Here is a 23,173-nt window from a genome sequence, read left to right as displayed (position 1 = left end):
GGTGGCTTCGCCAGACAAGCAGCAAAAACGCGCTCAACGGGCGAAAGCCAAGGCCAAGCAAAATCGTTCGCAAAAGCCCGGCAAAAAAGTGGTGCACCCGGTCTTCGCTTCGCCGCTGGTTGACCAGCCCTTCGATGATGTCGAACTCGATCTGAGCACCTTCGACTTCAAGGACATCGTGGAAAACGGTTTCGACCCGGCCGACTTCGACGACCTGTTCCAGACCATGAAAGCCGCTCAGGCCATCAGCCAGTTGGCAATGTGCGCCGTATTCCTGCAGTACCCCGTGCTGGCATTGGTCATTGCCGAAGAGGACGAAGAACAAGCCACTGATTTCATGATGGGCCTGTTGATTACCTACCGCGCGATGTTCTTTGACGAGGACGAAGACACGGCCATCGAATGGATCGGCAGCCCTGCGTTCCAGGCGGACTATAACGAAGCGTCACGATTGCTGATGGTTCGGGACCAGAAGGCTTCGTGATCCGTATTCAGTGCAGGGTTTTGTAGGAGCTGCCGAAGGCTGCGATCTCGGTGCACCAGAAGAAATGCTTTCGCAGCCTTCGCCAGCCCCTACAGCAGTCTCGCACCGAACCAACAACCCATGCCAAAACAGCAATAAAACATTCGAAAACTTGAAATTGTGGCAAGCCTCGGACTGATCTAGATTCGAGGCAACAATCACTGTTGCCAGGTATCTCGAATGCCCCGTCCCGATGAGCTTGTGGAAAAAACCGCCGTTGAGCTGCGCCGCCTGATAGGCAGCAAACAGATTTCCCCTGTGGAATTGATGGACGCGTGCATAGAGCGCATCGAGCGGGTTAATCCTTACGTCAATGCGGTCACCGCCACATGCTTTGATCAAGCCCGGCAACAGGCTCGTGATGCGGAGCAGGCAGTGCTTTCGGGTCAACCCTTGGGTTTGTTGCATGGCTTGCCCATCGGCATCAAGGATCTGGAAGCCACCGCAGGACTGCTGACCACCTACGGGTCACCTCTCTATCGCAATAACGTTCCGGCCAAAGACAACACGCTGGTTGCGAGACTGCGTGCGGCCGGAGGCATTGTCACCGGTAAAACCAACGTGCCGGAAATGGGCGCAGGTGCCAACACGCGTAATGACGTCTGGGGCGCAACGGGTAACCCGTTCAACCCCGCTCTGAACGCAGGCGGTTCTTCCGGCGGCTCGGCGGCGGCGCTGGCCACTGACATGCTGCCCTTGTGCAGCGGCTCCGACACGGGTGGCTCATTACGCATCCCGGCCGCGAAATGCGGCGTTGTGGGCTTACGCCCTTCTCCCGGGCTGGTACCCAGCGAGCGACGCCTGTTGGGCTGGACGCCCATCTCGGTTGTCGGCCCCATGGGACGCACGGTGGCCGATACCCTGCTGCAACTGCAAGCCACAGCCGGTTTTCACGTCAGCGAACCCTTGAGTTATGAAGTCGACAAAACCTTGTTCAGCGCCCTGCCTGACGTGGATCTCGGCACCTTGCGGGTTGGCTACACAGAAGACTTCGGTTGCTGCGATGTCGATGACGATATTCGCCAAGTGTTCCGTCGCAAAATCGCCGCGCTACGCCCACTCTTCCGCAGTTGCGATGAAATCCCCATGCAGTTGGGCGAAACAGATCGCTGCTTTGACATATTACGCGCCGAGAGCTTCGTCGCCGGAACGCGTGACGCCTATCTGCGTGACCCGAACTCTCTGGGCGAAAACCCACGTGCCAATTACGAAATGGGCATGCGCATGACTCTGGAAGACTGCGCCTGGGCCGCCACCGAACAAACCCGCATCTATCGCCGCTTCCAGGCGCTGTTCGAAGACTACGACCTGATCCTGTCGCCGACGACCCCGGTCTCCCCTTTCCCATGGAACGACCTTTACCTGAAAAGCATCAACGGCAAGCAACTGGAGAATTACTACCGCTGGCTGGCCCTGACCTATGTCGTCACGCTGGCAACCAATCCTGCCCTGTCGCTGCCTTGCGGCATTGACCATGTGGGTATGCCGTTTGGTCTGCAAGTGGTGGGCGCGTTCCGTGCAGACGCTCACCTGCTGGCCTGCGGCGAGCAGATCGAACGTGCGACTGCAGACAACCCGGAACTCAAGCGCCCGAAACCGGATATCGACAAGTTACTTACGAGCAAGATTGACCTGAAATCCATCGTGACCGCGCCTCCTTCGAGTGAAGGCGGAATAACTGGTACGACAGAAGTATCGTCGGTTTAATAAAAATACGCAGGGTCCGGGACCGGCCAATACTGGATCACATACCTGTGGAGCTGCCGCAGGCTGCGATCTCGGTCTGTCGGGATAAATGCTTCGCAGCCTTCGGCAGCTCCTACAGACAGTGCATTTCAATCCAGTAATTTGCATGTTGTTTGATGAGCGCGAGGCTTGCCCGCGAAGAACGATAACGTCGTATGACCGCAAACCGCTGTGCTCTTATCGCGAGCAAGCTCTGCTCCCACAGCTCCGGTTCTAAGGTATTGCAGGCTGCGCCTATTACGCACGGCGGTCTTCCCGCGGACACCGGCTGAAACGCGCCCGATAACTGCGTGTGAAATACGAAGGCGATTCAAAACCGCAGGCGATGCTCACTTCCAGCACGCTCATGTCGCTCTGACGTAGCAGTTGGCGAGCCTTATCCAGACGCAAACCGAGGTAGAAATTACTTGGTGTGTCGTTGAGGTGCAGGCGAAACAGCCGTTCCAGCTGGCGGCGTGTCACCTGAATACCTTCGGCCAATTCCAGGGTGCTCAGGGGCGGTTCCGTGTGCTGTTCCATTTCACCAATCACCTGCACCAGCTTCTTGTTGCTGATGCCGAAGCGCGTGGCGATCTGCATGCGTTGGTGGTCTTTGCGCGGGCGGATGCGGCTCAGCACAAATTGCTCGGACACCTTGATTGCCAGTTCAGGCCCGTGCTCTTGAGCGATCAGGTCGAGCATCATGTCGATGGACGCAGTCCCACCGGCAGAGGTGATGCGGCGTCGATCAATCTCGAATAGCTCCTGCGTCACCTGCAGCCCGGGCCAGGTTTCTTTGAAAGCATCAATGGCTTCCCAATGCATGGTCAGCCGGTGGTTATCCAGCAAACCAGCCTGAGCCAGAACAAAGCTGCCTGAGTCGATAGCGCCCAGCGTCACGCCCTCGCTGTCCAGCCGTCGTAGCCAATGCTCTATTTTCGGCGTGCAAAACCTCAAAGGCTCGAACCCCGCCACCACCCATAGCGTTGCCCCTTTCTTCAGCGGCTCCAGCGCGGCGTCGGCGTTGACCGACATGCCATTGCTGCCAATGACCGCACCGCCATCAACACTCAACACATGCCAGCGATACAGCTCACCGCCAAACCGGTTAGCCACGCGCAGCGGTTCTACAGCCGACACAAAGCCCATCACCGAAAAACCGGGCATCAGTAGGAAGTAGAAGTCTTGGGGCATGTAATCGCTTCTGTAGAGAGGGCTGTCAGGGAATATGTCTCCAGGACGACCTGTCGTGCGGCAAGCAGAGCCCGCTCATAACAAGACCTTGGTTCACGCCGCTTCTGGAATACGCCGATTAGATAAACACAGCAATAGACCATGTCGCTACCGTGCAAGTGCTGGTCGCCGCTGTGCGTTTTCACGAGGCCATGGCTGCGTAGCTTTGCATTATCAAAAGCGAAGCAAGCCTGTAAGGAACCCTGCCTCATGAACCACGACGTCATCATCACCTGCGCATTGACCGGCGCGGGCGACACGACCGGGAAAAGCCACTTGGTCCCCATCACGCCCAAACAGATCGCCGACGCCGCCGTTGAGGCAGCCAAAGCTGGCGCGACTGTCGTGCACTGTCACGTTAGAGATCCGCAGACCGGCAAGTTCAGCCGCGACGTAGCGCTGTATCGCGAAGTGATGGAGCGTATTCGCGAGGCGGACATCGACATCATCGTCAACCTCACCGCGGGCATGGGTGGCGATCTTGAGATCGGGCCGGGCGAGCGCCCCATGGAGTTCGGGCCCAATACCGACCTGGTCGGTCCGCTGACCCGCCTTGCTCACGTCGAAGAGTTGCTGCCGGAAATCTGCACACTGGATTGCGGCACGCTCAACTTCGGCGATGGCGACACGATTTATGTCTCGACCCCGGCGCAACTGCGCGCAGGCGCCAAACGTATTCAGGACTTGGGCGTGAAGGCGGAGCTGGAGATTTTCGACACCGGGCACCTGTGGTTCGCCAAGCAGATGATCAAGGAAGGCTTGCTGGACAACCCGTTGTTCCAGCTATGCCTAGGTATCCCCTGGGGCGCACCGGCAGACACCACGACGATGAAAGCCATGGTCGATAACCTGCCTGCCGATGCGGTGTGGGCCGGTTTCGGCATCGGTCGCATGCAAATGCCTATGGCCGCGCAAGCCGTGTTGCTCGGCGGGAATGTGCGGGTCGGCCTGGAGGACAACATCTGGCTGGATCGCGGTGTGCTGGCCAGCAATGGAGCATTGGTCGAACGTGCCAGTGAAATCCTCACCCGGCTGGGTGCCCGGGTGCTAACCCCGGCAGAAGGACGCGTGAAAATGGGCCTGACCAAGCGCGGCTGAAAACTACCTGTAGGTCTGCAAAAGGCTGCGATCGATCGAGAACCGGTCGCTGTGATCTGAGGCCAATCGCAGCCTTCGGCAGCTCCTACAAATCCTCCCTTGAAAGCCAGGACTCGACATGACCCTCATCACCCACATCAAAACCTTCGCAGCACTGGGCAGCGGCGTCATCGGCAGCGGCTGGGTTACCCGTGCACTCGCCCACGGGCTGGACGTTGTCGCTTGGGATCCGGCGCCGGGTGCGGAGACCGCGTTGCGCCAGCGGGTCGCCAATGCCTGGCCTGCGCTGGAGCAACAAGGCCTGAAGCCCGGCGCAGCTCAGGATCGTCTGCGCTTCGTCACGACCATCGAAGAATGCGTGCGGGATGCCGACTTCATCCAGGAAAGCGCTCCTGAACGGCTAGACCTGAAACTCGAGCTTCACGCAAAGATCAGCGCCGCCGCCAAGCCTGATGCGCTGATCGGCTCCAGTACATCCGGACTATTGCCAAGCGAGTTCTACGAAAGCGCGACCCATCCTGAGCGCTGCGTGGTGGGGCACCCGTTCAACCCTGTGTACCTCCTGCCATTGGTAGAAGTAGTGGGCGGCAAGCACACCGCACCTGAGGCCATTCAGGCGGCGATTAGCGTCTACGAATCTTTGGGCATGCGCCCCCTGCACGTACGCAAGGAAGTCCCTGGATTCATCGCAGACCGCCTGCTTGAGGCGTTGTGGCGCGAGGCACTGCATCTGGTCAACGATGGCGTCGCAACTACTGGGGAAATCGATGATGCGATCCGCTTTGGTGCCGGGCTGCGCTGGTCATTCATGGGCACCTTCCTGACTTATACGCTGGCCGGTGGCGACGCCGGAATGCGGCACTTCATGAACCAGTTCGGACCAGCACTCAAGCTGCCATGGACTTACCTCCCGGCGCCGGAACTGACTGACAAGCTGATCGACGATGTGGTCGATGGCACCCGCGATCAGCTCGGGAACCACAGCATCGCCGCGCTGGAGCGCTATCGCGATGACTGCTTGCTGGCGGTACTGGAGGCAGTGCGCGCCACCAAAGAAAAGCACGGGATGGCGTTTAGCGATTGAGTTTTGCTGCCCCTCTGTGGGAGCAGAGCTTGCTCGCGATTGGAGCGACGCCGTACACCTGTCATATCGAGTTGCTGTTATCGCGGGCAAGCCTCGCTCCCACAAAAACCCTGCGAGCCTTTAAATTGGGGCGAAAAATGCCAAAACTCATCACCTACAAAACCCCCATCCTCGCCGACTGGGTCGACTACAACGGCCATCTGCGCGATGCGTTTTATCTACTGATTTTCAGCTACGCCACCGATGCCTTCATGGACCTGATCGGCCTCACCAGCGACAACCGGGATGCCAGCGGTCATTCGCTGTTCACACTTGAATGCCACATCAACTATCTGAATGAAGTGAAGCTGGATGAGCAGGTAGAAGTGCGCACGCAGATCGTCGGCCACGACAACAAGCGCGTGCACCTCTATCACAGCCTTCACAAGGCAGGCATTGATGACACGCTTTCTGCAAGCGAGCAGATGCTGCTCCACGTAGATCTGGCAGCCGGTCCACGGTCTGCGCCGTTCCTTGAGGCTGTTCTAGGCGAGCTGTCAGCAATCGCTGCCAGCCAACAAGACTTACCTGCACCACACTACATAGGGCGCGTCATTGGATTGCCGGGAAAAAGCTGAACCCAGGCACATCTACAAATCCTGCGGGAGCGATTGTCCCCAAGCATGTCCCCAAGCACCACAGCGCCCACAAAAAAGCCCGCATCGCTGCGGGCTTTTCAATGCTCAATCAACCATGACTCAGTTGATTTTGGCATCCAGCTCACCACGAGCGTAACGCTCAAACATCGCGTCCAGAGACACTGGTTTGATCTTCGACGCATTGCCTGCAGTGCCGAATGCTTCATAACGAGCGATACACACGTCACGCATGGCAGTTACGGTCTTGGCCAGGTATTTACGCGGGTCGAACTCGCCCGGGTTCTTGGCCATGAACTCACGGATGGCACCGGTGGACGCCAGACGCAGGTCGGTGTCGATGTTGACCTTGCGCACGCCGTGCTTGATGCCTTCGACGATTTCTTCAACCGGTACGCCGTAGGTTTCTTTGATTTCGCCGCCGTACTGGTTGATGATTTTCAACCACTCTTGCGGGACCGAAGAGGAACCGTGCATCACAAGGTGAGTATTCGGGATGCGCTTGTGGATTTCCTTGATGCGATCGATCGCCAGGATGTCACCGGTAGGTGGCTTGGTGAACTTGTAAGCGCCGTGGCTGGTGCCGATAGCGATTGCCAGAGCATCCACCTGGGTTTTCTTGACGAAGTCAGCGGCTTCTTCCGGATCGGTCAGCATCTGGCTGTGATCGAGCATGCCTTCAGCGCCAACGCCGTCTTCTTCGCCAGCCATACCGGTTTCCAGCGAGCCCAGAACACCCAGCTCACCTTCAACCGAAACGCCGCAGGCGTGAGCGAAGGCAACAACACGACGAGTCACTTCAACGTTGTACTCGTAGGTGGTCGGCGTTTTGCCGTCCACGCCCAGCGAGCCGTCCATCATGACCGAGCTGAAGCCCAACTGGATCGAACGCTGGCAGATATCAGGGCTGGTACCGTGGTCCTGGTGCATGACCACCGGGATATGCGGGAATTCTTCCACTGCCGCCAGGATCAGGTGACGCAGGAACGGCGCGCCAGCGTATTTACGGGCGCCGGCCGAGGCCTGAACGATCACCGGGGAATCGGTCTTGTCGGCCGCTTCCATAATGGCGCGCATTTGTTCCAGGTTGTTCACGTTGAAAGCTGGGACGCCATAACCGAATTCGGCTGCGTGGTCCAACATCTGGCGCATGCTGATAAGTGCCATTGTCTGTCTCTCTCCCGGTAGGGTCGTTATCGTGCAAACCTGCCGTAGCGGCGGCTGCTATTCAAGTTCTACGCATAAGCCCTGAGGCCATGCGCTGGATCATCGGTGCAGCTTGTTCAACGCTTCTTGCAACCGCGCCCGATCAAATCGTTGGTAGCGTCCCAGTACACCAGGCCTTCGTCGCCCTTGTTCTGGAAAGCCAGTACACCATTGCTATAGAGCGATGGCGAGCCAGGCTCGGCGGTCAGCCGGAAAACCTGATCGCTTTCATTCAGGCGCACATCGACTTCGGCCTTGGCCTGGTCAACGTAACGCCAGTGGACCTCGGCTTTGCTGTCGCAAACCCAACTGGTCCAGGTATTACCTGTTTGCGGAGCCTTCATGCTGGCGCAACCACCAAGCACTGCAAGTGTCGCAAGGGCAATCAAGCCTTTCATTACGTCTCCTGGCCTGCCCTGGGAAGCAAGGCAAATGCCAGTCGCTTCAATCTTCAGGGGCAGTTCTGTTCCTGATTCCGATCATCGGCCGGCTCACCCGTAGCCTGCGCTTCAACCCGTTGAGTATTCTGGGTTGTGGGCACGTTTACGGACGCCGGGCTGAGCACTTCACACGTCTTGGCACGAGTGCCAGGGCTGCTACAACCGGCGAATATCACACAACTCATCAAGGCCAAGGCGGCGATTTTCATGGCGAAGTTCCTTATTCAGAAAAGTTATCCACCCTTTAATGACCACCACTGGCTCAAGATGTTGCCAAACTCATCTCCGTGATCGCATCTTAACGACAGGCCACCGGGCCGAGATTGGGCATGAATTCGTACTTGTCCAGAACAGCTTCGCCGCCGCGTTTGTAGATCACCGGTACGGTCTCTGCCTGCCAGTTCGCTTGATAACAGCTCAGTTGAACCAGCGCAGGCTCACGCACAACCTCTACGGCTTCCGGCTCAGTGGCGCAGCCAGCGAGCAGTACAGCAATAATGAGCAGCGGTAGCGGCCTGAGCATTTCATTTCCCTTTTGCAAAGCCTGATCCTCAGGCCTTGGCGCGCTGTTCCAGAATTTCCACGGCGGGCAATACTTTGCCTTCGACGAACTCCAGGAATGCGCCGCCACCGGTAGAAATGTAGGAGATTTGATCCGCTACGCCATATTTATCGATTGCCGCCAAGGTGTCGCCACCGCCTGCGATGGAGAACGCCGAGCTTTCGGCAATGGCTTTAGCAAGGGTTTTGGTACCTTCGCCAAACTGATCGAATTCAAACACGCCAACCGGTCCGTTCCACAGAATAGTCTTGGAAGATTTCAACAAGTCGGCGAAATGCGCTGCAGTTTGCGGGCCGATATCCAGAATCATGTCGTCATCAGCAACATCGGCGATCAGTTTGACCGTCGCGGCTGCGCTTTCGGCGAATTCTTTGGCGACCACTACGTCCACCGGCAACGGCACGCTGACCTTGGCGGCGATTTCACGAGCGGTATCCAGCAGGTCTGGTTCGTACAGCGACTTGCCAACCTTGTGGCCTGCCGCAGCCAGGAACGTATTGGCAATACCGCCACCGACGATCAGCTGGTTGCAGATGGCGCTCAGGCTGTTGAGCACGTCGAGTTTGGTAGACACCTTGGAGCCAGCAACAATGGCGGCCATTGGCTGGGCCGGAGCGCCAAGGGCTTTGCCCAGTGCGTCCAGCTCAGCAGCCAGCAACGGGCCTGCGGCAGCGACTTTGGCGAACTTGGCCACGCCGTGGGTCGAACCTTCAGCGCGGTGCGCAGTACCGAAAGCGTCCATGACGAAGACGTCACACAGGGCAGCGTATTTCTGCGCCAGTTCGTCAGCGTTCTTTTTCTCGCCCTTGTTGAAGCGCACGTTTTCAAACAGCACGATGTCGCCAGACTTGACGTCAACACCGTCCAGATAATCGGCAACCAGTGGCACTTCACGGCCCAGGGCCTTGCTCAGGTAGTCAGCGACGGGTTTGAGGCTATTCTCGGCAGAGAATTCGCCCTCGGTTGGACGACCCAGATGAGAGCAGACCATCACGGCGGCGCCCTTTTCCAGCGCCAGCTTGATGGTAGGCAGCGACGCCAGGATACGTGCATCACTGCTGACTTTGCCGTCCTTGATCGGGACGTTGAGGTCTTCGCGGATCAATACACGCTTACCTTGCAGGTCGAGCTCGGTCATCTTCAACACGGTCATGAGTGAATCCCTGTTTTTACTGTTGTGGGTCTGCGACGTGCAAAAAGTGCTCAGCAACGTCAAGCATTCGATTGGCAAAACCCCATTCGTTATCGAACCAGGCCAGCAAGTTCACGAGCCTCGGGCCGGAAACCCGGGTCTGACTCGCATCCACGATGGCCGAATGAGGGTCATGGTTGAAATCACAACTGGCGTGCGGCAACTCGGTGTAAGCCAGCAGCCCTTTCAGCGGGCCGCTGGTAGCAGCCTCGCGAAGCAGGCGGTTGATCTCTGCTGCATCGGTATCCCGCGCGGTTTGCAAGGTGATATCGAGGCAGGACACGTTTACCGTCGGCACGCGAACTGCTTTGGCCTGAATTCGGCCCGCAAGTTCCGGAAGCAGCCGCTCAATACCGCGCGCCAGACCAGTGGACACCGGAATAATCGACTGGAAAGCCGAACGCGTACGGCGCAGATCTTCATGATGATAAGCGTCTATCACGGGCTGATCATTCATCGCCGAGTGGATCGTGGTGATGGTGATGTACTCCAGCCCTACCGCCTGATCCAGCAAGCGCAGCAACGGTACGCTGCAGTTGGTGGTGCAGGACGCAGCAGAGACCAGCAGTTCGGCACCTGTCAGCTTCTGTTGGTTAACGCCGAACACGATGGTGGCGTCTACGTCAGCTTCGCTGGCCATCGGTTGGGAAAACAGCACCCGTGGCGCGCCAGCATCAATGAACCGCTGGCCGTCTTCACGGGTGTTGTAGACACCTGAACATTCGAGCACCAGATCAACTTCCAGCGCCGCCCATTCAACGCCTTCCGGCGTCTCGCTGCGCAGCACTTTGATCTTGTGGTCATTGATGTGCAGGTACTGCCCTTCGACCCGCACTTCGCCGGGGAATCGGCCATGTGTGGAGTCAAAGCGCGTGAGGTATTCGAGACTGGCCATGTCGGCCAGATCGTTGATGGCAACCACTTCAAACCCTGCCTTGGCCCCTCGCTCGCAAAGCGCGCGCACGACGCAACGACCGATACGGCCGTAGCCGTTGAGTGCAACTTTGTAAGGGCGGTGCTGAGGCATGGGGTTCTCGTTGGGCAAACTACCAAGCGAACTCTGTGGGAGCAGGGCTTGCCCGCGATAAGGTCAGCTCGGTCTCAAGCACCGTGTTGACCTTATCGCGGGCAAGCCCTGCTCCCACAAGGGTCCGCTTCAGCAGGTAAATCGCTATTAGTCTTCCAGCAGCTCTTCAGCCTGACCCAGGATATTTTCCAGGGTGAAGCCGAACTCTTCGAACAAGGCTGGCGCAGGGGCCGACTCGCCGAAGGTGGTCATGCCGATGACGCGACCTTCCAGGCCCACGTACTTGTACCAGAAGTCTGCGTGAGCAGCTTCGATGGCGATACGAGCGCTGACCTGCAGTGGCAGAACGGCTTGCTTGTAGCCCGGATCCTGAGCATCGAAGACGCTGGTGCATGGCATGGAAACCACACGCACGTTGCGGCCTTGAGCGCTGAGTTTGTCGAATGCCTGAACGGCCAGACCCACTTCCGAACCGGTAGCGATCAGAATCAATTCTGGTTCGCCAACGCAGTCACGCAGCACGTAACCACCGCGAGCGATGTCCGCCAGTTGAGCTTCGTCGCGAGCCTGGTGAGCCAGGTTCTGACGGGAGAAGATCAGCGCCGACGGGCCGTCGTTGCGCTCGATGGAGTACTTCCAGGCCACCGCCGATTCCACAGCATCCGCAGGACGCCAGGTGTCCAGATTCGGCGTAGTGCGCAGGCTGGTCAGTTGCTCGATCGGCTGGTGCGTCGGCCCGTCTTCGCCCAGACCAATGGAGTCGTGGGTGAACACATACAGCACGCGCTTCTTCATCAAGGAGGACATACGCACTGCGTTGCGGGCGTATTCCATGAAGATCAGGAAGGTCGCGCCGTAAGGCACGAAGCCGCCGTGCAGGGCGATACCGTTCATCATGGCGCCCATGCCGAATTCGCGCACGCCGTAATGCAGATAGTTGCCGTTGGCGTCTTCGCCGGTGATGCTCTTGCAACCTTTCCAGATGGTCAGGTTGGAACCGGCCAGGTCAGCCGAACCGCCGAGGAACTCAGGCAGCAACGGACCGAAAGCCCCCAGTGCATTCTGGCTGGCCTTACGGCTAGCGATGGTCTCGCCCTTGGCGTTGACTTCAGCGACGTAGGCAGCGGACTTTTCAGCAAAGTCAGCTGGCAGCTCGCCGCTCATGCGACGGATCAGCTCGTTGGCCAGCTCCGGGAATTCGGCAGAGTAGGCAGCGAAACGCTGATCCCAGTCGGCTTCAGCCGCCAGGCCCTTCTCTTTGCAGCTCCACTCGGCATAGATATCAGCCGGGATATCGAACGGGCCGTGGGTCCACTTCAGGGCTGCACGGGTCAAGGCGATTTCTTCAGCGCCCAGCGGAGCGCCGTGGGACTCTTCCTTGCCTTGCTTGTTCGGCGAGCCGAAACCAATGGTGGTCTTGCAGCAGATCAGCGTCGGCTTGTCGCTCTTGCGAGCGGTGTCGATGGCAGTTTTGATCTCTTCCGAGTCGTGGCCGTCAACGTTGCGGATGACCAGCCAGCCGTAAGATTCAAAGCGCTTTGGCGTGTCATCGGTGAACCAGCCTTCAACTTCGCCATCGATGGAGATGCCGTTGTCGTCGTAGAAAGCGATCAGCTTGTTCAGACCCAGAGTCCCGGCCAGAGAGCCGACTTCGTGGGAGATGCCTTCCATCATGCAGCCATCACCCATGAACACGTAGGTGTGGTGATCAACGATGTTGTGGCCTGGACGGTTGAACTGGGCAGCCAAAGTCTTCTCAGCGACTGCGAAACCTACCGCGTTGGCGAAACCCTGGCCCAGCGGACCTGTAGTGGTTTCAACGCCCGGCGTGTAGCCGAACTCAGGGTGGCCCGGCGTGCGACTGTGCAACTGACGGAAATTCTTCAGGTCGTCGATGGACAGGTCATAACCGGTCAGGTGCAGCAACGAGTAGACCAGCATCGAGCCGTGACCATTGGACATGATGAAACGGTCACGGTCGGCGAAATTCGGGTTGCTCGGATTGTGCTTCAGATAGTCGCGCCAAAGTACTTCGGCGATATCCGCCATGCCCATAGGGGCACCGGGATGGCCGCTGTTGGCTTTTTGCACGGCATCCATGCTGAGTGCACGAATGGCGTTGGCACGCTCACGACGGCTGGGCATCGCTGATCTCCTGGGAACTGGGAAAAGAATGGATCTGAAAAAGGCGAGCATTTTCCCTCAGGCACTGCCTGGGAGCAATGAAAGATAGCGGCTTGTGGTTGTTTTTCCTGCACGCGATTCGTTATTTATTCATCCACGTCGCTCTGCCACCTCATAAAAGCGGCTCCAGACGGCTCTGAATCCACCGCCCATCAAGCAATATCAAAACTTTTTGATATTGCCCTTGCGGGGAGACGGGACGCTAACTAGACTGCCAGCCCTATGAACCTGCGCGTACCTGCAATTCGCCACGACGACTGCGACGACCTCTCTGCCTTGTGCAAGGCTGGCGGCGATCCGTTGCGGCTCAATGTATTGCGCGCACTGGCCAATGATTCCTTCGGCGTGCTGGAACTGGCGCAGATCTTTGCGATTGGTCAGTCCGGCATGAGCCACCACCTCAAAGTGCTGGCCCAGGCCGATCTGGTTGCAACGCGACGCGAAGGCAATGCTATTTTTTACCGACGCGCCCTGCCCCATACCGGACAAACGGGCGGCAGATTGCACGCGGCCATGCTTGATGAAGTCGACATGCTGGCTCTGCCTCACGATGTGCAGTCCCGTATCGGACTGGTACATCGCCAGCGGGCCAATGCCAGTCAGGATTTTTTCGCCCGTACGGCAGAGAAATTTCGCGCCCAGCAGGACTTGATCGCCGGGCTTGCCCAGTACCGGGACAGCCTGCTGTCGCTGCTCGACAAATTGAACTTCGGTTCGCAAGCGACAGCATTGGAAGTCGGGCCGGGAGATGGCGGTTTTCTGCCGGATCTGGCACGTCGCTTCCAGCACGTAACGGCCTTGGACAATAGCCCGGCGATGCTGGAAATAGCCCGTCAGCTTTGCGCTGCACAGGCATTGACTAATGTTGAGCTGAAGCTCGCCGATGTACTGGATGCCGTCGATGTCAGCGCCGATTGCGTTGTACTGAACATGGTGCTGCATCATTTCGCCGCACCGGCAGAGGCACTCAAACAACTGGCAAGTCTGTTGCAACCGGGCGGTAGCCTGTTAGTGACAGACTTGTGTAGCCACGATCAGAGCTGGGCCAAGGAGGCCTGTGGCGATCTCTGGTTAGGGTTTGAACAGGAAGATCTGGCCCGTTGGGCCATCGCTGCGGGGCTAGTTCCCGGGGAAAGCCTCTATGTAGGCTTACGTAATGGTTTCCAGATACAGGTCCGCCATTTTCAGCGACCGGCTGGCAACACTCACCATCGGTAAAATTCAGGAAACCCGTAGAGATGAGCGAATACTCCCTTTTCACCTCCGAGTCCGTGTCCGAAGGGCACCCAGACAAAATCGCCGACCAGATTTCCGATGCGGTTCTGGATGCAATCATTGCTCAGGACAAACACGCTCGCGTAGCCGTTGAAACCCTGGTCAAGACCGGTGTTGCCATTGTTGCTGGCGAAGTGACCACCAGCGCCTGGGTTGACCTCGAGCAAATCGTTCGTGACGTGATCAGCGACATCGGTTACACCAGCTCCGACGTCGGCTTCGACGGTGCTACCTGTGGCGTGATGAACATCATCGGCAAGCAGTCCCCTGACATCAACCAGGGTGTTGACCGTGCCAAGCCTGAAGATCAGGGCGCCGGCGACCAGGGCCTGATGTTCGGCTACGCCAGCAACGAAACCCCTGAGCTGATGCCTGCGCCAATCGCTTTCTCGCACCAGTTGGTCAAGCGTCAGGCTGAAGCCCGCAAGTCCGGCCTGCTGCCTTGGCTGCGCCCGGATGCCAAGTCGCAAGTGACTTGCAGCTATGAAAACGGCAAGGTTGTGGGCATCGACGCTGTCGTTCTGTCGACCCAGCACAACCCTGAAGTTTCCTACAACGATCTGCGCGAAGGCGTGATGGAACTGATCGTCAAGCACGTGCTGCCAGCGGAGCTGCTGCACAAGGACACTCAGTTCCACATCAACCCGACTGGCCAGTTCATCATTGGCGGCCCGGTGGGTGACTGCGGTCTGACCGGTCGCAAGATCATCGTCGACAGCTACGGCGGCATGGCTCGTCACGGCGGTGGCGCGTTCTCCGGCAAGGATCCATCCAAGGTTGACCGTTCGGCTGCTTACGCTGGCCGTTACGTTGCCAAGAACATCGTTGCTGCTGGCCTGGCCGAGCGCTGCGAGATTCAGGTTTCCTACGCTATCGGCGTCGCACAACCGACTTCGATCTCGTTGAACACCTTCGGCACCGGCAAGATCAGCGATGACAAGATCATCAAACTGGTCCGCGACATTTTCGACCTGCGTCCATACGCAATCACCACCATGCTGGACCTGCTGCACCCGATGTATCAGGAAACCGCAGCCTACGGCCACTTCGGTCGCACGCCGCAAACCAAGACCGTTGGTAACGACACGTTCACCACGTTCACTTGGGAAAAAACTGACCGTGCCGACGCCCTGCGCGCCGCTGCCGGTCTGTAATACGCCTTAACTTTCAGGCGTAACAAAAAGCCCTTGGCGACCGTGGTCGTCAGGGGCTTTTTTGTTTTGGTCAGGTAAAACCTGTAGGAGCGGGGGGGGGGGCGGGCCCCGCGCCCCCCCCCCAAATTTTGATTTCGAGACGCCACCCACACCGGGGCGCGCCCCCCCACCACCCCCCCCCCCTCCCCACACTCTTTACTATCTTCCCCTCCCGCCCCCCCCCCCCCCCCCCCCCCCCCCGCTCCTACAGGTCCCCGTTTGCTGCGCAACAGCGCTGTGTCAGGGACGCTGGACGGCCTCCTACAGGAAATCCCGTTCCAGTGTCTAAGCCCTTCTTGCCACCAACAACACCGAAGCCGCACTGGCCAGCAATCCCGCACACACCCGATTGAACAATCGTTTGCCACTGGGGCGTGCAAACAATCGGCGAGCGTGAAGGCCCATCCAGGCGTAGATCGCAATCGCAAGGCATTCCAGCGCCAGGAACAAAACCCCGAGTACTGCGAACTGCTCCGTCACGGACCCAGCCTGATCTACGAACTGCGGCAGAAAAGCGGTAAACAACAGAATCGCCTTCGGATTACCGATGGCCACCAGAAACTCCTGCCGCGCCAGGCTGAACATGCCTTTGCCTGAGCCTGTCATCCCGCCCTCGTCCTCAGGGCTGGCACGCCACAATTGCATCGCGAGATAAAACAGATAAGCCGCGCCAACGATCTTGATCACATGAAACAACCACTCTGAGGTGTGCAGCACCGCAGTCAGCCCCACTGCCGCCAGCGCAATCATGATCGCGAAGGCCAGCAAACGTCCCAGCCCACCGATGCAGGCCCTGGCAAAGCCGTAGCGGGTCGCGTTGCTGATCGAAAGTAGGTTGTTGGGGCCGGGCGCCATGTTCAGCGCAAAGCAGGCCGGCACGAAAACCGCCAGAGTCGAGATATCCATGAGTCACCCATCAGCACTTGGACAAGGGAGTCGCAATATTGCAGGCAACGTTGCCAGTCTTGAAAGGCACAGTCATGGAGCAAAAGACCGGCATCTGTACTGGCTGAATGATTCAGTAACCAGCACAACCAGACACCCGGCGCGCCGGTCGCTAGCCTCTCTGGCATCTCACAAAGCAAGGATGCTTCGATGCGCTTACTGGCCGTAATCATGCTCTCACTCATCAGCCTGACCGCACAGGCTAATCAATGCCCAGACTGGACGCCCGCCAAGGCAAGAAACTCGATCACTGCCCTACAAACACAAATCTCTGCCTGGGATGACAGCTACCACCGACAGGGCGTGTCACTGATTGCCGATGAACTGTACGACCAGTCCCGACAACGACTTGAATTCTGGCGCGCATGCTTCACCTCACGACCCGGTGAAACCGGCCACCCACTGAGAACTGCCAAAGGCCCGATGCGTCATCCTGTACCGCACACCGGCGTCAACAAACTGAGTGATGAAACAGCCGTAAAAAAATGGCTTAAAGGTCGCAAAGACCTGTGGGTTCAACCCAAGGTTGATGGTGTCGCCGTGACGCTGGTGTATGAGCAGGGCAATCTGGTTCAGGCCATCAGCCGTGGCGATGGCATCGAGGGGCAAGACTGGACCGGACACGCCAAAACCATTGCAGCCATACCCGCGCACCTGCCTTGGCAGGAGACGCTGATACTGCAAGGTGAGCTGTATCTGCGTCTGGAAAATCATATACAAGCCCAGGCCGGGAGCGTAAATGCACGCGGCAAAGTCGCCGGGATGCTTGCCCGCAACGAACTGAACGCTGCTGACGCAGAGCGGATCGGTCTTTTCGTCTGGGACTGGCCTGACGGACCGACCTCAATGCGCGAACGTATGGCGGGGTTGAGCGCTCTGGGGTTCGACGACAGCGCTCACTACAGTCAACTGCTGGAAGGCTTTACCCAGGCTCAACGCTGGCGTGAGCATTGGTATCGCCACCCGCTGCCTTTCGCGACTGACGGCATCATCATCCGCCAGGGCGAGCGTCCACCGGCACAGCGCTGGCAGGCGAAAGCGCCCTACTGGATCGCGGCCTGGAAATACCCCTTTGCCCAGGCGCTGGCAGAAGTACGCAAGATCAACTTCAACATTGGCCGTAGCGGCAAGATCACACCGGTTCTCGAGCTTGAGCCTGTGCGTCTGGATGACAGAAAGATCAGTCGCATCAGCGTCGGCTCATTGCAGCGATGGCAGGCACTGGATATCAGACCGGGAGATCAAGTGGCCGTAAGCCTCGCGGGCCTGACCATTCCCCGACTGGACGGCGTCGTCTCACGTAACGTCGAGCGTGACGAACTGCAGATTCCCCAGGCAGAAAACTTTCACGCCCTCAGTTGCTGGCAGCACGCCCCTGGCTGCGAAAGTCAGTTTCGCGCGCGGCTCGTCTGGCTCAGCAGCAAGAAAGGTCTGGCGCTGGCCGGAGTGGGCCCAGGGACTTGGGATAACCTGATCAATGCCGGGAAAATCAATGGATTGCTCGACTGGATGACCCTGGATAAAGACCAGCTTGCTAACATTTCCGGGCTGGGCGAGCGCAGCGGCGCTAAACTGATCGACAGTTTGCACGAGGCCCGCTCCAGACCGTTTGCTGTGTGGCTAAAGGCTATCGGCCTGCCGCCTACCGGCGAGGCTCAACTGGGTGACCAGTGGAGCGAACTGGAAAAGCGTACGACGCAACAGTGGCAAACGGAACCCGGCATAGGTCCTGGCCGTGCCCACCAGTTGGTCGCCTTCTTCCAGCATCCAGAGGTTCAGGCCTTGAGCGAGCAATTACGAGCCAAGGGTATTTCAGGTTTTTAAAGTGCCGGGCGTTTTATCATCAAGCCCGGACGTTATGGTTTTCAAAAGGAGTTCATATGAAGGTTTTTTCACCGCTGATCCTGCTGACGTGCTGCGCAATGCTCGCCACCCCGCTCCTGGCTGCCGAGTCAGCCCCTGAAGAAGGCGGATGCCTGGCAAAAAGTCAGGAAATCAGCAGAAAAATCGAAGATGCGAAAGCCAATGGCAACAAGCCCCAGCAAGCAGGCCTTGAAAAAGCCCTGAGCGAAACCAACGCCAACTGCACCGAGGCATCGCTGCTTAAAGAACATGAGCAGAAGGTGCTGGAAGCCAAGCGCGAGGTCAAAAAGCGTGAGTCCGATCTGAGCAAAGCCATGACCAAGGGCGATCCGGACAAAATCAACAAGCGCAAAGACAAGCTGGCTGAGTCTCGCAAGGAACTGCAGGACGCCCAGACAGAATTGGAAGACCTGCAGCCGCAGGATTAAACAGCGGACCCTGTGGGAGCAGGGCTTGCCCGCGATGGCTTTATGCGATGGATCAGATATCCGCGGTGTCCTTATCGCGGGCAAGCCCGGCTTCCACAGGATGAACTGACGTGGGACCGGCTTTAGCCAGGAAGGCGGTATTCCTGACAATACAAATGTGTCTGCTGTACTGACCTCTTTCCGAATGAATTCGGTCCCACCGAGTGCGTGGACACCCTGTCGGAGCGGTGCTTGGTCTGGGCGGCATTCCAACGATTCAGGCGCCGCGGTGCATCAGATATGCCGGGTGGCCCAGACCAAATCCCCCCAAATGAAAGCGCAAGCCTCGTATCACCTTAATGATTACGAAACTCTTTATGACACCCCTCACACTCCGCCTGAACCTTGTTCATGGCGGGTGTCAGGGAGCTGGATTTAAAGGGGCGCTCATTGCTGACGATCACCAATTCAGCCGTCGCTGACTCCAATGACCGAGCAAGCTCCTGAAAGCGCGTCTGCTTTTGCCAGACCGCATCCGTGGCGCTGGTATGATCCGGCTCTTTGACTTGCGGGAAATGTTTCCAGGGCTGATGAGACAGGCTGTCGAGCCTGACCGCGCCCTCGCTGAAGCGCTGACCATCGAAAGCGACACGACCGCGCAACATGCCGCCCAGGTCTTCGCTGGTCTTGAGCATGTCCTTGAAGATCGCCTTGCGTTGCGCCAGCGGCGAATTGGGGTCCAGCCCGCCACAGGCGCTCAGGCTCAGGCAGGCCAACAGCACAGCGCATAATCTCTTCAAAATTGCATCCAGCACGATCCGCGGAAACGGCGGCCAGTATCGTAGGCCACCTGATAAAGACCAAGCGCTGGATCACCGCAGTCAGGCAGGCAACGGCGTGGCGGACGCAATGAACAGCCCCACGATCAGCCCCAGCCCGACCATCCAGGCCAGCGAACGCAAGATAGCAAGATCAGCCAGATAGAAAATGATGTAGAGCAAGCGGCTGGTAATGAACAACACAGCAACCACGTCGATAGTCACCAACTGCGCGTTACCGGCGATGTGGGCAATGATCACGGCGGCGGCAAAACCGGGGAGGATCTCGAAGCTGTTGAGCTGCGCCGCATTGGCACGGGCTGGCAGGCCTTCGAGGTTATTCAGGAAATTACGCGGGTTGTGGTTGTGCTTACCGTTGAACTTGCCACTGGAATACTTGGCGATGCCTGCACAAACGATCGGCAGAATAATCGCGACCAACACGCACCAGAATGCAACCGTCATAACAGAATCCTTATAGTTTGATTTTCATTACCAGCATGCCGAGCAAGACCAGGCCACAAGCTAAGAGCCGGGGCCGACCAAAAGGTTCTTTCAGATACCGCATGCCAAACAGCACCACCAGAATCACACTGACCTCACGCAAGGCTGCAGCCTCCGCCACCGACCCCAACTGCATCGCCCACAACACCAGAGCGTAGCTGAGCAGGACACACAGGCCGACGCTTAAACCCAAGCGCCATTGCTCCCGCCAGAAGAGGCTGAACGGTGCACGCTTGTAAGTGAGAGCCAGCATCGGAAAAGGCCATGCGCTGATCAGCGTCAGCCAGACCAGATAGTCCAGAGGGTGCACACCCATCTGCAGCGCTTGCCCGTCGATCCAGGTGTAGCAGCCGATACACACGCCAATCAATGCGACCACAGGAAGCAGCGACCAGGGCAATCGATCACCGCCACCGCCCTGCCAGAGCAGGCAGATCATGCCGCAAGGGATAAGCAGAATACCGAGGATTTGCTGAGTGCTGAGTTCTTCGCCGACAAATATTAAAGTCAGGGCCAGCACCACCAACGGCGACAGCCCACGCATCAACGGATAGACCAGTCCGAGGTCGCCGACTCTGTAGGCTTGAATCAGCAAATACCGGTACAGCAACTCGAACAACGCCGAGGCGATCATCCATGGCCAGATGGCAGCAGGCGGCGACTCGACAAAACTCACTGCGAGCACCGCGAACAGCAACGCCACAAAATCCATGCTGGCGATGACTAGCAAACGCTCACCGCTGAATTTGATCAGGGTATTCCACGTCGCGTGCAGTACTGCCGCGATCAACACCAACGCCGTAGCCAGCAAAACGCTCTTCCTTTTTCCGCATCTGACACCGCAGCAATATTGAACCTGTAGGAGCGAACTTGTTCGCGAACGGCTGCGCAGCAGTCGTAAATCTGACGACCCGATTCCAGCAAATGCACCGAGTCCGGCCGTTGCTGCCGCTTCGCGCCAGATCGCGAACAAGTTCACTCCTACAGAGGTCTACGCGAGTTCAATAGACCAGCTGTCACACCTTGTCCAACCTTCGCCAATGAGAATCCTTACGATTAACGTTTAACCCGATTCGTAAGGAAGTTCCATGCATTCTGTTTTTCGTTCGCGGCCCACTGTCGCCATGACGAAGCTCGCGCTGGCGTGCCTCATCGCCCAAAGCGCCTGCGTTCAGGCTCAAGAAACCACAGCCGCTCCGGTGACCATTCTGGAAGACGTAACCGTCACCGCTGCCGGTTATGAGCAGAGCGTAGAGGATGCACCGGCTTCCGTGACAATCATCACCGGTGACGAATTGCGCAAGCGTTCGTTCCGCGATTTGACGGACGCGCTGCGCGACGTTGAAGGCGTGACGGTCAACGGCGGGGCGAACGAAACCGATATTTCGATTCGCGGCATGCCTGCTGATTACACCTTGATTCTGGTCGATGGCAAACGTCAGAGTGCTCGCGAATCAAGGGTCAACGGCAACTCGGGCTATGAGCAGAGCTTCATCCCGCCAGCCGAAGCTATTGAGCGTATTGAAGTGGTACGTGGCCCGATGTCCTCGCTGTATGGCTCCGACGCCATCGGCGGCGTGATCAACGTCATCACCCGTAAGGTTTCCACCGAATGGGGTGGCTCGGTCACCTACGACTATTCGGCGCGCCAGCACAGCGATCAAGGCAATGCACGACAAACCCAGTTCTACCTCAATGGCCCGCTGATTCAAGACACGCTGGGGCTGCAAGTCTGGGGGCGCTATCTGGATCGCCAGGCTGATGACAACGTCGAAGAAACCAATGGTTTCAGCAAGGCTGACCATAAGGACCTGACCGCACGCCTGGCTTTCACCCCGACCATCGACCACGACATTCTGCTGGAAGCTGGCGCAACCCGCCTGAAAAACGGCGACGGCCTGAGTCCTAACTGGGCAACTCGCGAGCAGGAAAATAACCGTGATCACTGGTCGATCTCTCACCAGGGTCGCTGGGACTGGGCCACTTCCGACATCTCGTTCGCACAGGAAGAGTCGAGTCGCGAAGGTAAGGCTGACGCAGCACAGGCTGACGTACTGGGCCGCAAGCCAACGGTGAAAAACTCGGTGTTTGACGCCAAGCTGGTGATCCCGACCGAGCACAACATCACCACCACCGGCCTGCAATGGAACGAAACCACGGTCACTGACTGGAACCAGGGTTTGGGCGACAAGGTGGACTACGAGTTCTCGGTTGTGCAAAAAGCACTTTTCGCCGAAAACGAGTGGGCAATGACTGATAGCTTCTCGTTAACCACCGGTCTGCGCATGGACCACCACGAAGAATACGGCGTGCATTTCAGCCCTCGTGTTTACGGCGTGTGGCATGCCACCGACGACTGGACCATCAAAGGCGGCGTTGCTCGCGGCTTCAAGGCTCCGGAACTGCGTGCAGTGATCGAGGACTATGCCTACCTGCGTCGTAACCGCTTCGTGATGTTCGGCAACCCTGACCTCAAGCCGGAATCGAGCACCAACTACGAGCTGTCAGCCATGTGGTCCAACCGCAATGACCTCTCGGCTGGCGCAACCGTGTTCTACAACGACTTCAAGGACAAACTGTCTACGGTCACTACCACCGAAAGGTGGAACGGTTTCATCATCATGGACCGAGTCAACGTTGATCAGGCTGTGATCAAAGGCGTGGAGCTGAACGGTCGCTGGGATATCAACACCGACCTGGCCTTGAAAGCCAACTACACCTATACCGACTCAGAGCAAAAAACCGGCCCCAACGCCGGTGCTCCTCTGGCGCTGACTCCCAAGCAGAAAGCCAACATCCGCACTGACTGGAAGCTGTCCGACAAGACCCAGCTCTGGGCAGCGATCAATTACTACGGCGAGGAGTACGGCAACACCATCACTGACGAGTCGGCGCCGGGCTATACCACGACAGACTTCGGCGGCTCGTACGAGTTGACCAAGAACGTCTCGTTCAACGCCGCACTGTACAATCTGACCGACAGACGCCTGGACGACGAAACCTACGGCACCGTGAACTACGGCCGCACGCTATGGGCATCGACGACCGTGCGATTCTGATCGCAGAACGACATTTCGGTAGGAGCGAACTTGTTCGCGAGATGATTCCAATGACACACCGCGCAGCCCTCATCGCCAACAAGTTGCCTCCTACCCGAACGGCATGAACACCGCACCACCCGGTAGGAGCGAATTTGTTCGCGAGACGATTCCAATGACACACCGCGTAGCCCTCCTCGCCAACAAGTTGCCTCCTACCC

The 23,173-nt window shown here is 58.1% G+C and carries 22 protein-coding genes; 10 read left to right on the top strand and 12 right to left on the bottom strand.

Features of this window, described 5'->3' with window-relative positions:
* The first annotated feature begins 1 nt into the window (after position 1).
* Both ACYASS_RS14015 and ACYASS_RS14010 read left to right on the top strand, forming a co-directional pair.
* Positions 2-484, top strand: a complete 483-nt coding sequence (locus ACYASS_RS14015; RefSeq protein WP_243244118.1) for a hypothetical protein — start codon at positions 2-4, stop codon at positions 482-484.
* Positions 485-703: 219 nt separating this feature from the next.
* Positions 704-2,230, top strand: a complete 1,527-nt coding sequence (locus tag ACYASS_RS14010; RefSeq protein WP_463586572.1) for an amidase — start codon at positions 704-706, stop codon at positions 2,228-2,230.
* A 276-nt stretch (positions 2,231-2,506) separates the two neighbouring features.
* Here the strand turns inward: ACYASS_RS14010 and ACYASS_RS14005 are convergent, their stop codons facing one another.
* On the bottom strand, positions 2,507-3,442 hold the full coding sequence (locus tag ACYASS_RS14005) for a GlxA family transcriptional regulator (RefSeq protein ID WP_463586571.1): 936 nt from the start codon (positions 3,440-3,442) through the stop codon (positions 2,507-2,509).
* A 249-nt stretch (positions 3,443-3,691) separates the two neighbouring features.
* Here ACYASS_RS14005 and cdhC point away from each other — a divergent pair, with 249 nt between their 5' ends.
* The 3 genes from cdhC to ACYASS_RS13990 all read left to right on the top strand — a co-directional run bounded on the left by cdhC (position 3,692) and on the right by ACYASS_RS13990 (position 6,280).
* Entirely contained in the window at positions 3,692-4,579 is an 888-nt protein-coding gene (gene cdhC / locus ACYASS_RS14000; protein ID WP_463586570.1) for a 3-dehydrocarnitine:acetyl-CoA trimethylamine transferase CdhC, read from the top strand.
* 118 nt (positions 4,580-4,697) lie between these two features.
* Entirely contained in the window at positions 4,698-5,663 is a 966-nt protein-coding gene (locus ACYASS_RS13995) for an L-carnitine dehydrogenase (RefSeq protein WP_463586569.1), read from the top strand.
* A 137-nt stretch (positions 5,664-5,800) separates the two neighbouring features.
* Positions 5,801-6,280, top strand: a complete 480-nt coding sequence (locus tag ACYASS_RS13990; RefSeq protein WP_463586568.1) for a thioesterase family protein — start codon at positions 5,801-5,803, stop codon at positions 6,278-6,280.
* 120 nt (positions 6,281-6,400) lie between these two features.
* On the opposite strand, the gene fba is transcribed toward ACYASS_RS13990, so the two are convergent.
* The 7 genes from fba to tkt all read right to left on the bottom strand — a co-directional run bounded on the left by fba (position 6,401) and on the right by tkt (position 12,870).
* Complete coding sequence (fba, locus tag ACYASS_RS13985; protein WP_027901305.1) at positions 6,401-7,465, bottom strand: class II fructose-bisphosphate aldolase; 1,065 nt, start codon at positions 7,463-7,465, stop codon at positions 6,401-6,403.
* Between the two features lie 116 nt (positions 7,466-7,581).
* Entirely contained in the window at positions 7,582-7,902 is a 321-nt protein-coding gene (locus tag ACYASS_RS13980; RefSeq protein WP_122666924.1) for an MliC family protein, read from the bottom strand.
* 53 nt (positions 7,903-7,955) lie between these two features.
* The gene (locus tag ACYASS_RS13975) at positions 7,956-8,153 is read right to left on the bottom strand and encodes a hypothetical protein (protein WP_122666925.1); all 198 of its coding nucleotides are present in this window, start codon (positions 8,151-8,153) and stop codon (positions 7,956-7,958) included.
* A gap of 89 nt (positions 8,154-8,242) precedes the next feature.
* On the bottom strand, positions 8,243-8,467 hold the full coding sequence (locus ACYASS_RS13970; protein WP_122666926.1) for a hypothetical protein: 225 nt from the start codon (positions 8,465-8,467) through the stop codon (positions 8,243-8,245).
* Between the two features lie 28 nt (positions 8,468-8,495).
* The gene (locus tag ACYASS_RS13965; protein WP_463586567.1) at positions 8,496-9,659 is read right to left on the bottom strand and encodes a phosphoglycerate kinase; all 1,164 of its coding nucleotides are present in this window, start codon (positions 9,657-9,659) and stop codon (positions 8,496-8,498) included.
* Positions 9,660-9,675: 16 nt separating this feature from the next.
* Positions 9,676-10,725 (bottom strand): erythrose-4-phosphate dehydrogenase, encoded by a 1,050-nt coding sequence (gene epd / locus ACYASS_RS13960; protein ID WP_463586566.1) that lies wholly within the window; start codon positions 10,723-10,725, stop codon positions 9,676-9,678.
* A gap of 147 nt (positions 10,726-10,872) precedes the next feature.
* The gene (gene tkt, locus ACYASS_RS13955; protein WP_463586565.1) at positions 10,873-12,870 is read right to left on the bottom strand and encodes a transketolase; all 1,998 of its coding nucleotides are present in this window, start codon (positions 12,868-12,870) and stop codon (positions 10,873-10,875) included.
* 261 nt (positions 12,871-13,131) lie between these two features.
* Here tkt and ACYASS_RS13950 point away from each other — a divergent pair, with 261 nt between their 5' ends.
* Positions 13,132-14,127 (top strand): ArsR/SmtB family transcription factor, encoded by a 996-nt coding sequence (locus tag ACYASS_RS13950; RefSeq protein ID WP_463586564.1) that lies wholly within the window; start codon positions 13,132-13,134, stop codon positions 14,125-14,127.
* A 20-nt stretch (positions 14,128-14,147) separates the two neighbouring features.
* Entirely contained in the window at positions 14,148-15,338 is a 1,191-nt protein-coding gene (metK, locus tag ACYASS_RS13945) for a methionine adenosyltransferase (RefSeq protein ID WP_463586563.1), read from the top strand.
* A 324-nt stretch (positions 15,339-15,662) separates the two neighbouring features.
* On the opposite strand, the gene ACYASS_RS13940 is transcribed toward metK, so the two are convergent.
* Positions 15,663-16,283: a LysE family translocator gene (locus ACYASS_RS13940; protein ID WP_463586562.1), complete on the bottom strand. Its 621-nt coding sequence runs from the start codon at positions 16,281-16,283 to the stop codon at positions 15,663-15,665.
* 189 nt (positions 16,284-16,472) lie between these two features.
* Here ACYASS_RS13940 and ligB point away from each other — a divergent pair, with 189 nt between their 5' ends.
* Positions 16,473-18,146 carry an NAD-dependent DNA ligase LigB gene (ligB, locus tag ACYASS_RS13935; RefSeq protein WP_463586561.1) on the top strand — a complete coding sequence of 558 codons (1,674 nt, stop codon included), beginning with the start codon at positions 16,473-16,475 and terminating at the stop codon, positions 18,144-18,146.
* Between the two features lie 56 nt (positions 18,147-18,202).
* Positions 18,203-18,613: a DUF1090 domain-containing protein gene (locus tag ACYASS_RS13930; RefSeq protein ID WP_243244106.1), complete on the top strand. Its 411-nt coding sequence runs from the start codon at positions 18,203-18,205 to the stop codon at positions 18,611-18,613.
* 335 nt (positions 18,614-18,948) lie between these two features.
* Here the strand turns inward: ACYASS_RS13930 and ACYASS_RS13925 are convergent, their stop codons facing one another.
* The 3 genes from ACYASS_RS13925 to ACYASS_RS13915 form a co-directional block, all read right to left on the bottom strand.
* Complete coding sequence (locus ACYASS_RS13925) at positions 18,949-19,395, bottom strand: c-type cytochrome (protein WP_463586583.1); 447 nt, start codon at positions 19,393-19,395, stop codon at positions 18,949-18,951.
* Positions 19,396-19,473: 78 nt separating this feature from the next.
* Positions 19,474-19,875: an MAPEG family protein gene (locus ACYASS_RS13920; protein WP_122666934.1), complete on the bottom strand. Its 402-nt coding sequence runs from the start codon at positions 19,873-19,875 to the stop codon at positions 19,474-19,476.
* A gap of 10 nt (positions 19,876-19,885) precedes the next feature.
* Positions 19,886-20,725 carry an EamA family transporter gene (locus ACYASS_RS13915; RefSeq protein WP_463586560.1) on the bottom strand — a complete coding sequence of 280 codons (840 nt, stop codon included), beginning with the start codon at positions 20,723-20,725 and terminating at the stop codon, positions 19,886-19,888.
* 277 nt (positions 20,726-21,002) lie between these two features.
* On the opposite strand from ACYASS_RS13915, the gene ACYASS_RS13910 reads away from it, so the two are divergent.
* Positions 21,003-22,973, top strand: a complete 1,971-nt coding sequence (locus ACYASS_RS13910; protein WP_463586559.1) for a TonB-dependent receptor domain-containing protein — start codon at positions 21,003-21,005, stop codon at positions 22,971-22,973.
* Positions 22,974-23,173: the final 200 nt, after the last annotated feature.

The sequence above is a fragment of the Pseudomonas sp. HP_14 genome, from assembly GCF_055283875.1.
The sequence above is the reverse complement of the archived record's forward strand: the minus strand, read 5'-3'. Positions and strand labels throughout refer to the sequence as shown.

Bases quoted from the DNA above. Each gene is read 5' to 3' on its own strand.
- ACYASS_RS14010 (WP_463586572.1), top strand. From the start codon at position 704: ATGCCCCGTCCCGATGAGCTTGTGGAAAAAACCGCCGTTGAGCTGCGC.
- ACYASS_RS14005 (WP_463586571.1), bottom strand. From the start codon at position 3,442: ATGCCCCAAGACTTCTACTTCCTACTGATGCCCGGTTTTTCGGTGATG.
- cdhC (WP_463586570.1), top strand. From the start codon at position 3,692: ATGAACCACGACGTCATCATCACCTGCGCATTGACCGGCGCGGGCGAC.
- ACYASS_RS13995 (WP_463586569.1), top strand. From the start codon at position 4,698: ATGACCCTCATCACCCACATCAAAACCTTCGCAGCACTGGGCAGCGGC.
- ACYASS_RS13990 (WP_463586568.1), top strand. From the start codon at position 5,801: ATGCCAAAACTCATCACCTACAAAACCCCCATCCTCGCCGACTGGGTC.
- fba (WP_027901305.1), bottom strand. From the start codon at position 7,465: ATGGCACTTATCAGCATGCGCCAGATGTTGGACCACGCAGCCGAATTC.
- ACYASS_RS13980 (WP_122666924.1), bottom strand. From the start codon at position 7,902: ATGAAAGGCTTGATTGCCCTTGCGACACTTGCAGTGCTTGGTGGTTGC.
- ACYASS_RS13975 (WP_122666925.1), bottom strand. From the start codon at position 8,153: ATGAAAATCGCCGCCTTGGCCTTGATGAGTTGTGTGATATTCGCCGGT.
- ACYASS_RS13970 (WP_122666926.1), bottom strand. From the start codon at position 8,467: ATGCTCAGGCCGCTACCGCTGCTCATTATTGCTGTACTGCTCGCTGGC.
- ACYASS_RS13965 (WP_463586567.1), bottom strand. From the start codon at position 9,659: ATGACCGTGTTGAAGATGACCGAGCTCGACCTGCAAGGTAAGCGTGTA.
- epd (WP_463586566.1), bottom strand. From the start codon at position 10,725: ATGCCTCAGCACCGCCCTTACAAAGTTGCACTCAACGGCTACGGCCGT.
- tkt (WP_463586565.1), bottom strand. From the start codon at position 12,870: ATGCCCAGCCGTCGTGAGCGTGCCAACGCCATTCGTGCACTCAGCATG.
- ACYASS_RS13950 (WP_463586564.1), top strand. From the start codon at position 13,132: ATGAACCTGCGCGTACCTGCAATTCGCCACGACGACTGCGACGACCTC.
- metK (WP_463586563.1), top strand. From the start codon at position 14,148: ATGAGCGAATACTCCCTTTTCACCTCCGAGTCCGTGTCCGAAGGGCAC.
- ACYASS_RS13940 (WP_463586562.1), bottom strand. From the start codon at position 16,283: ATGGATATCTCGACTCTGGCGGTTTTCGTGCCGGCCTGCTTTGCGCTG.
- ligB (WP_463586561.1), top strand. From the start codon at position 16,473: ATGCGCTTACTGGCCGTAATCATGCTCTCACTCATCAGCCTGACCGCA.
- ACYASS_RS13930 (WP_243244106.1), top strand. From the start codon at position 18,203: ATGAAGGTTTTTTCACCGCTGATCCTGCTGACGTGCTGCGCAATGCTC.
- ACYASS_RS13920 (WP_122666934.1), bottom strand. From the start codon at position 19,875: ATGACGGTTGCATTCTGGTGCGTGTTGGTCGCGATTATTCTGCCGATC.
- ACYASS_RS13910 (WP_463586559.1), top strand. From the start codon at position 21,003: ATGCATTCTGTTTTTCGTTCGCGGCCCACTGTCGCCATGACGAAGCTC.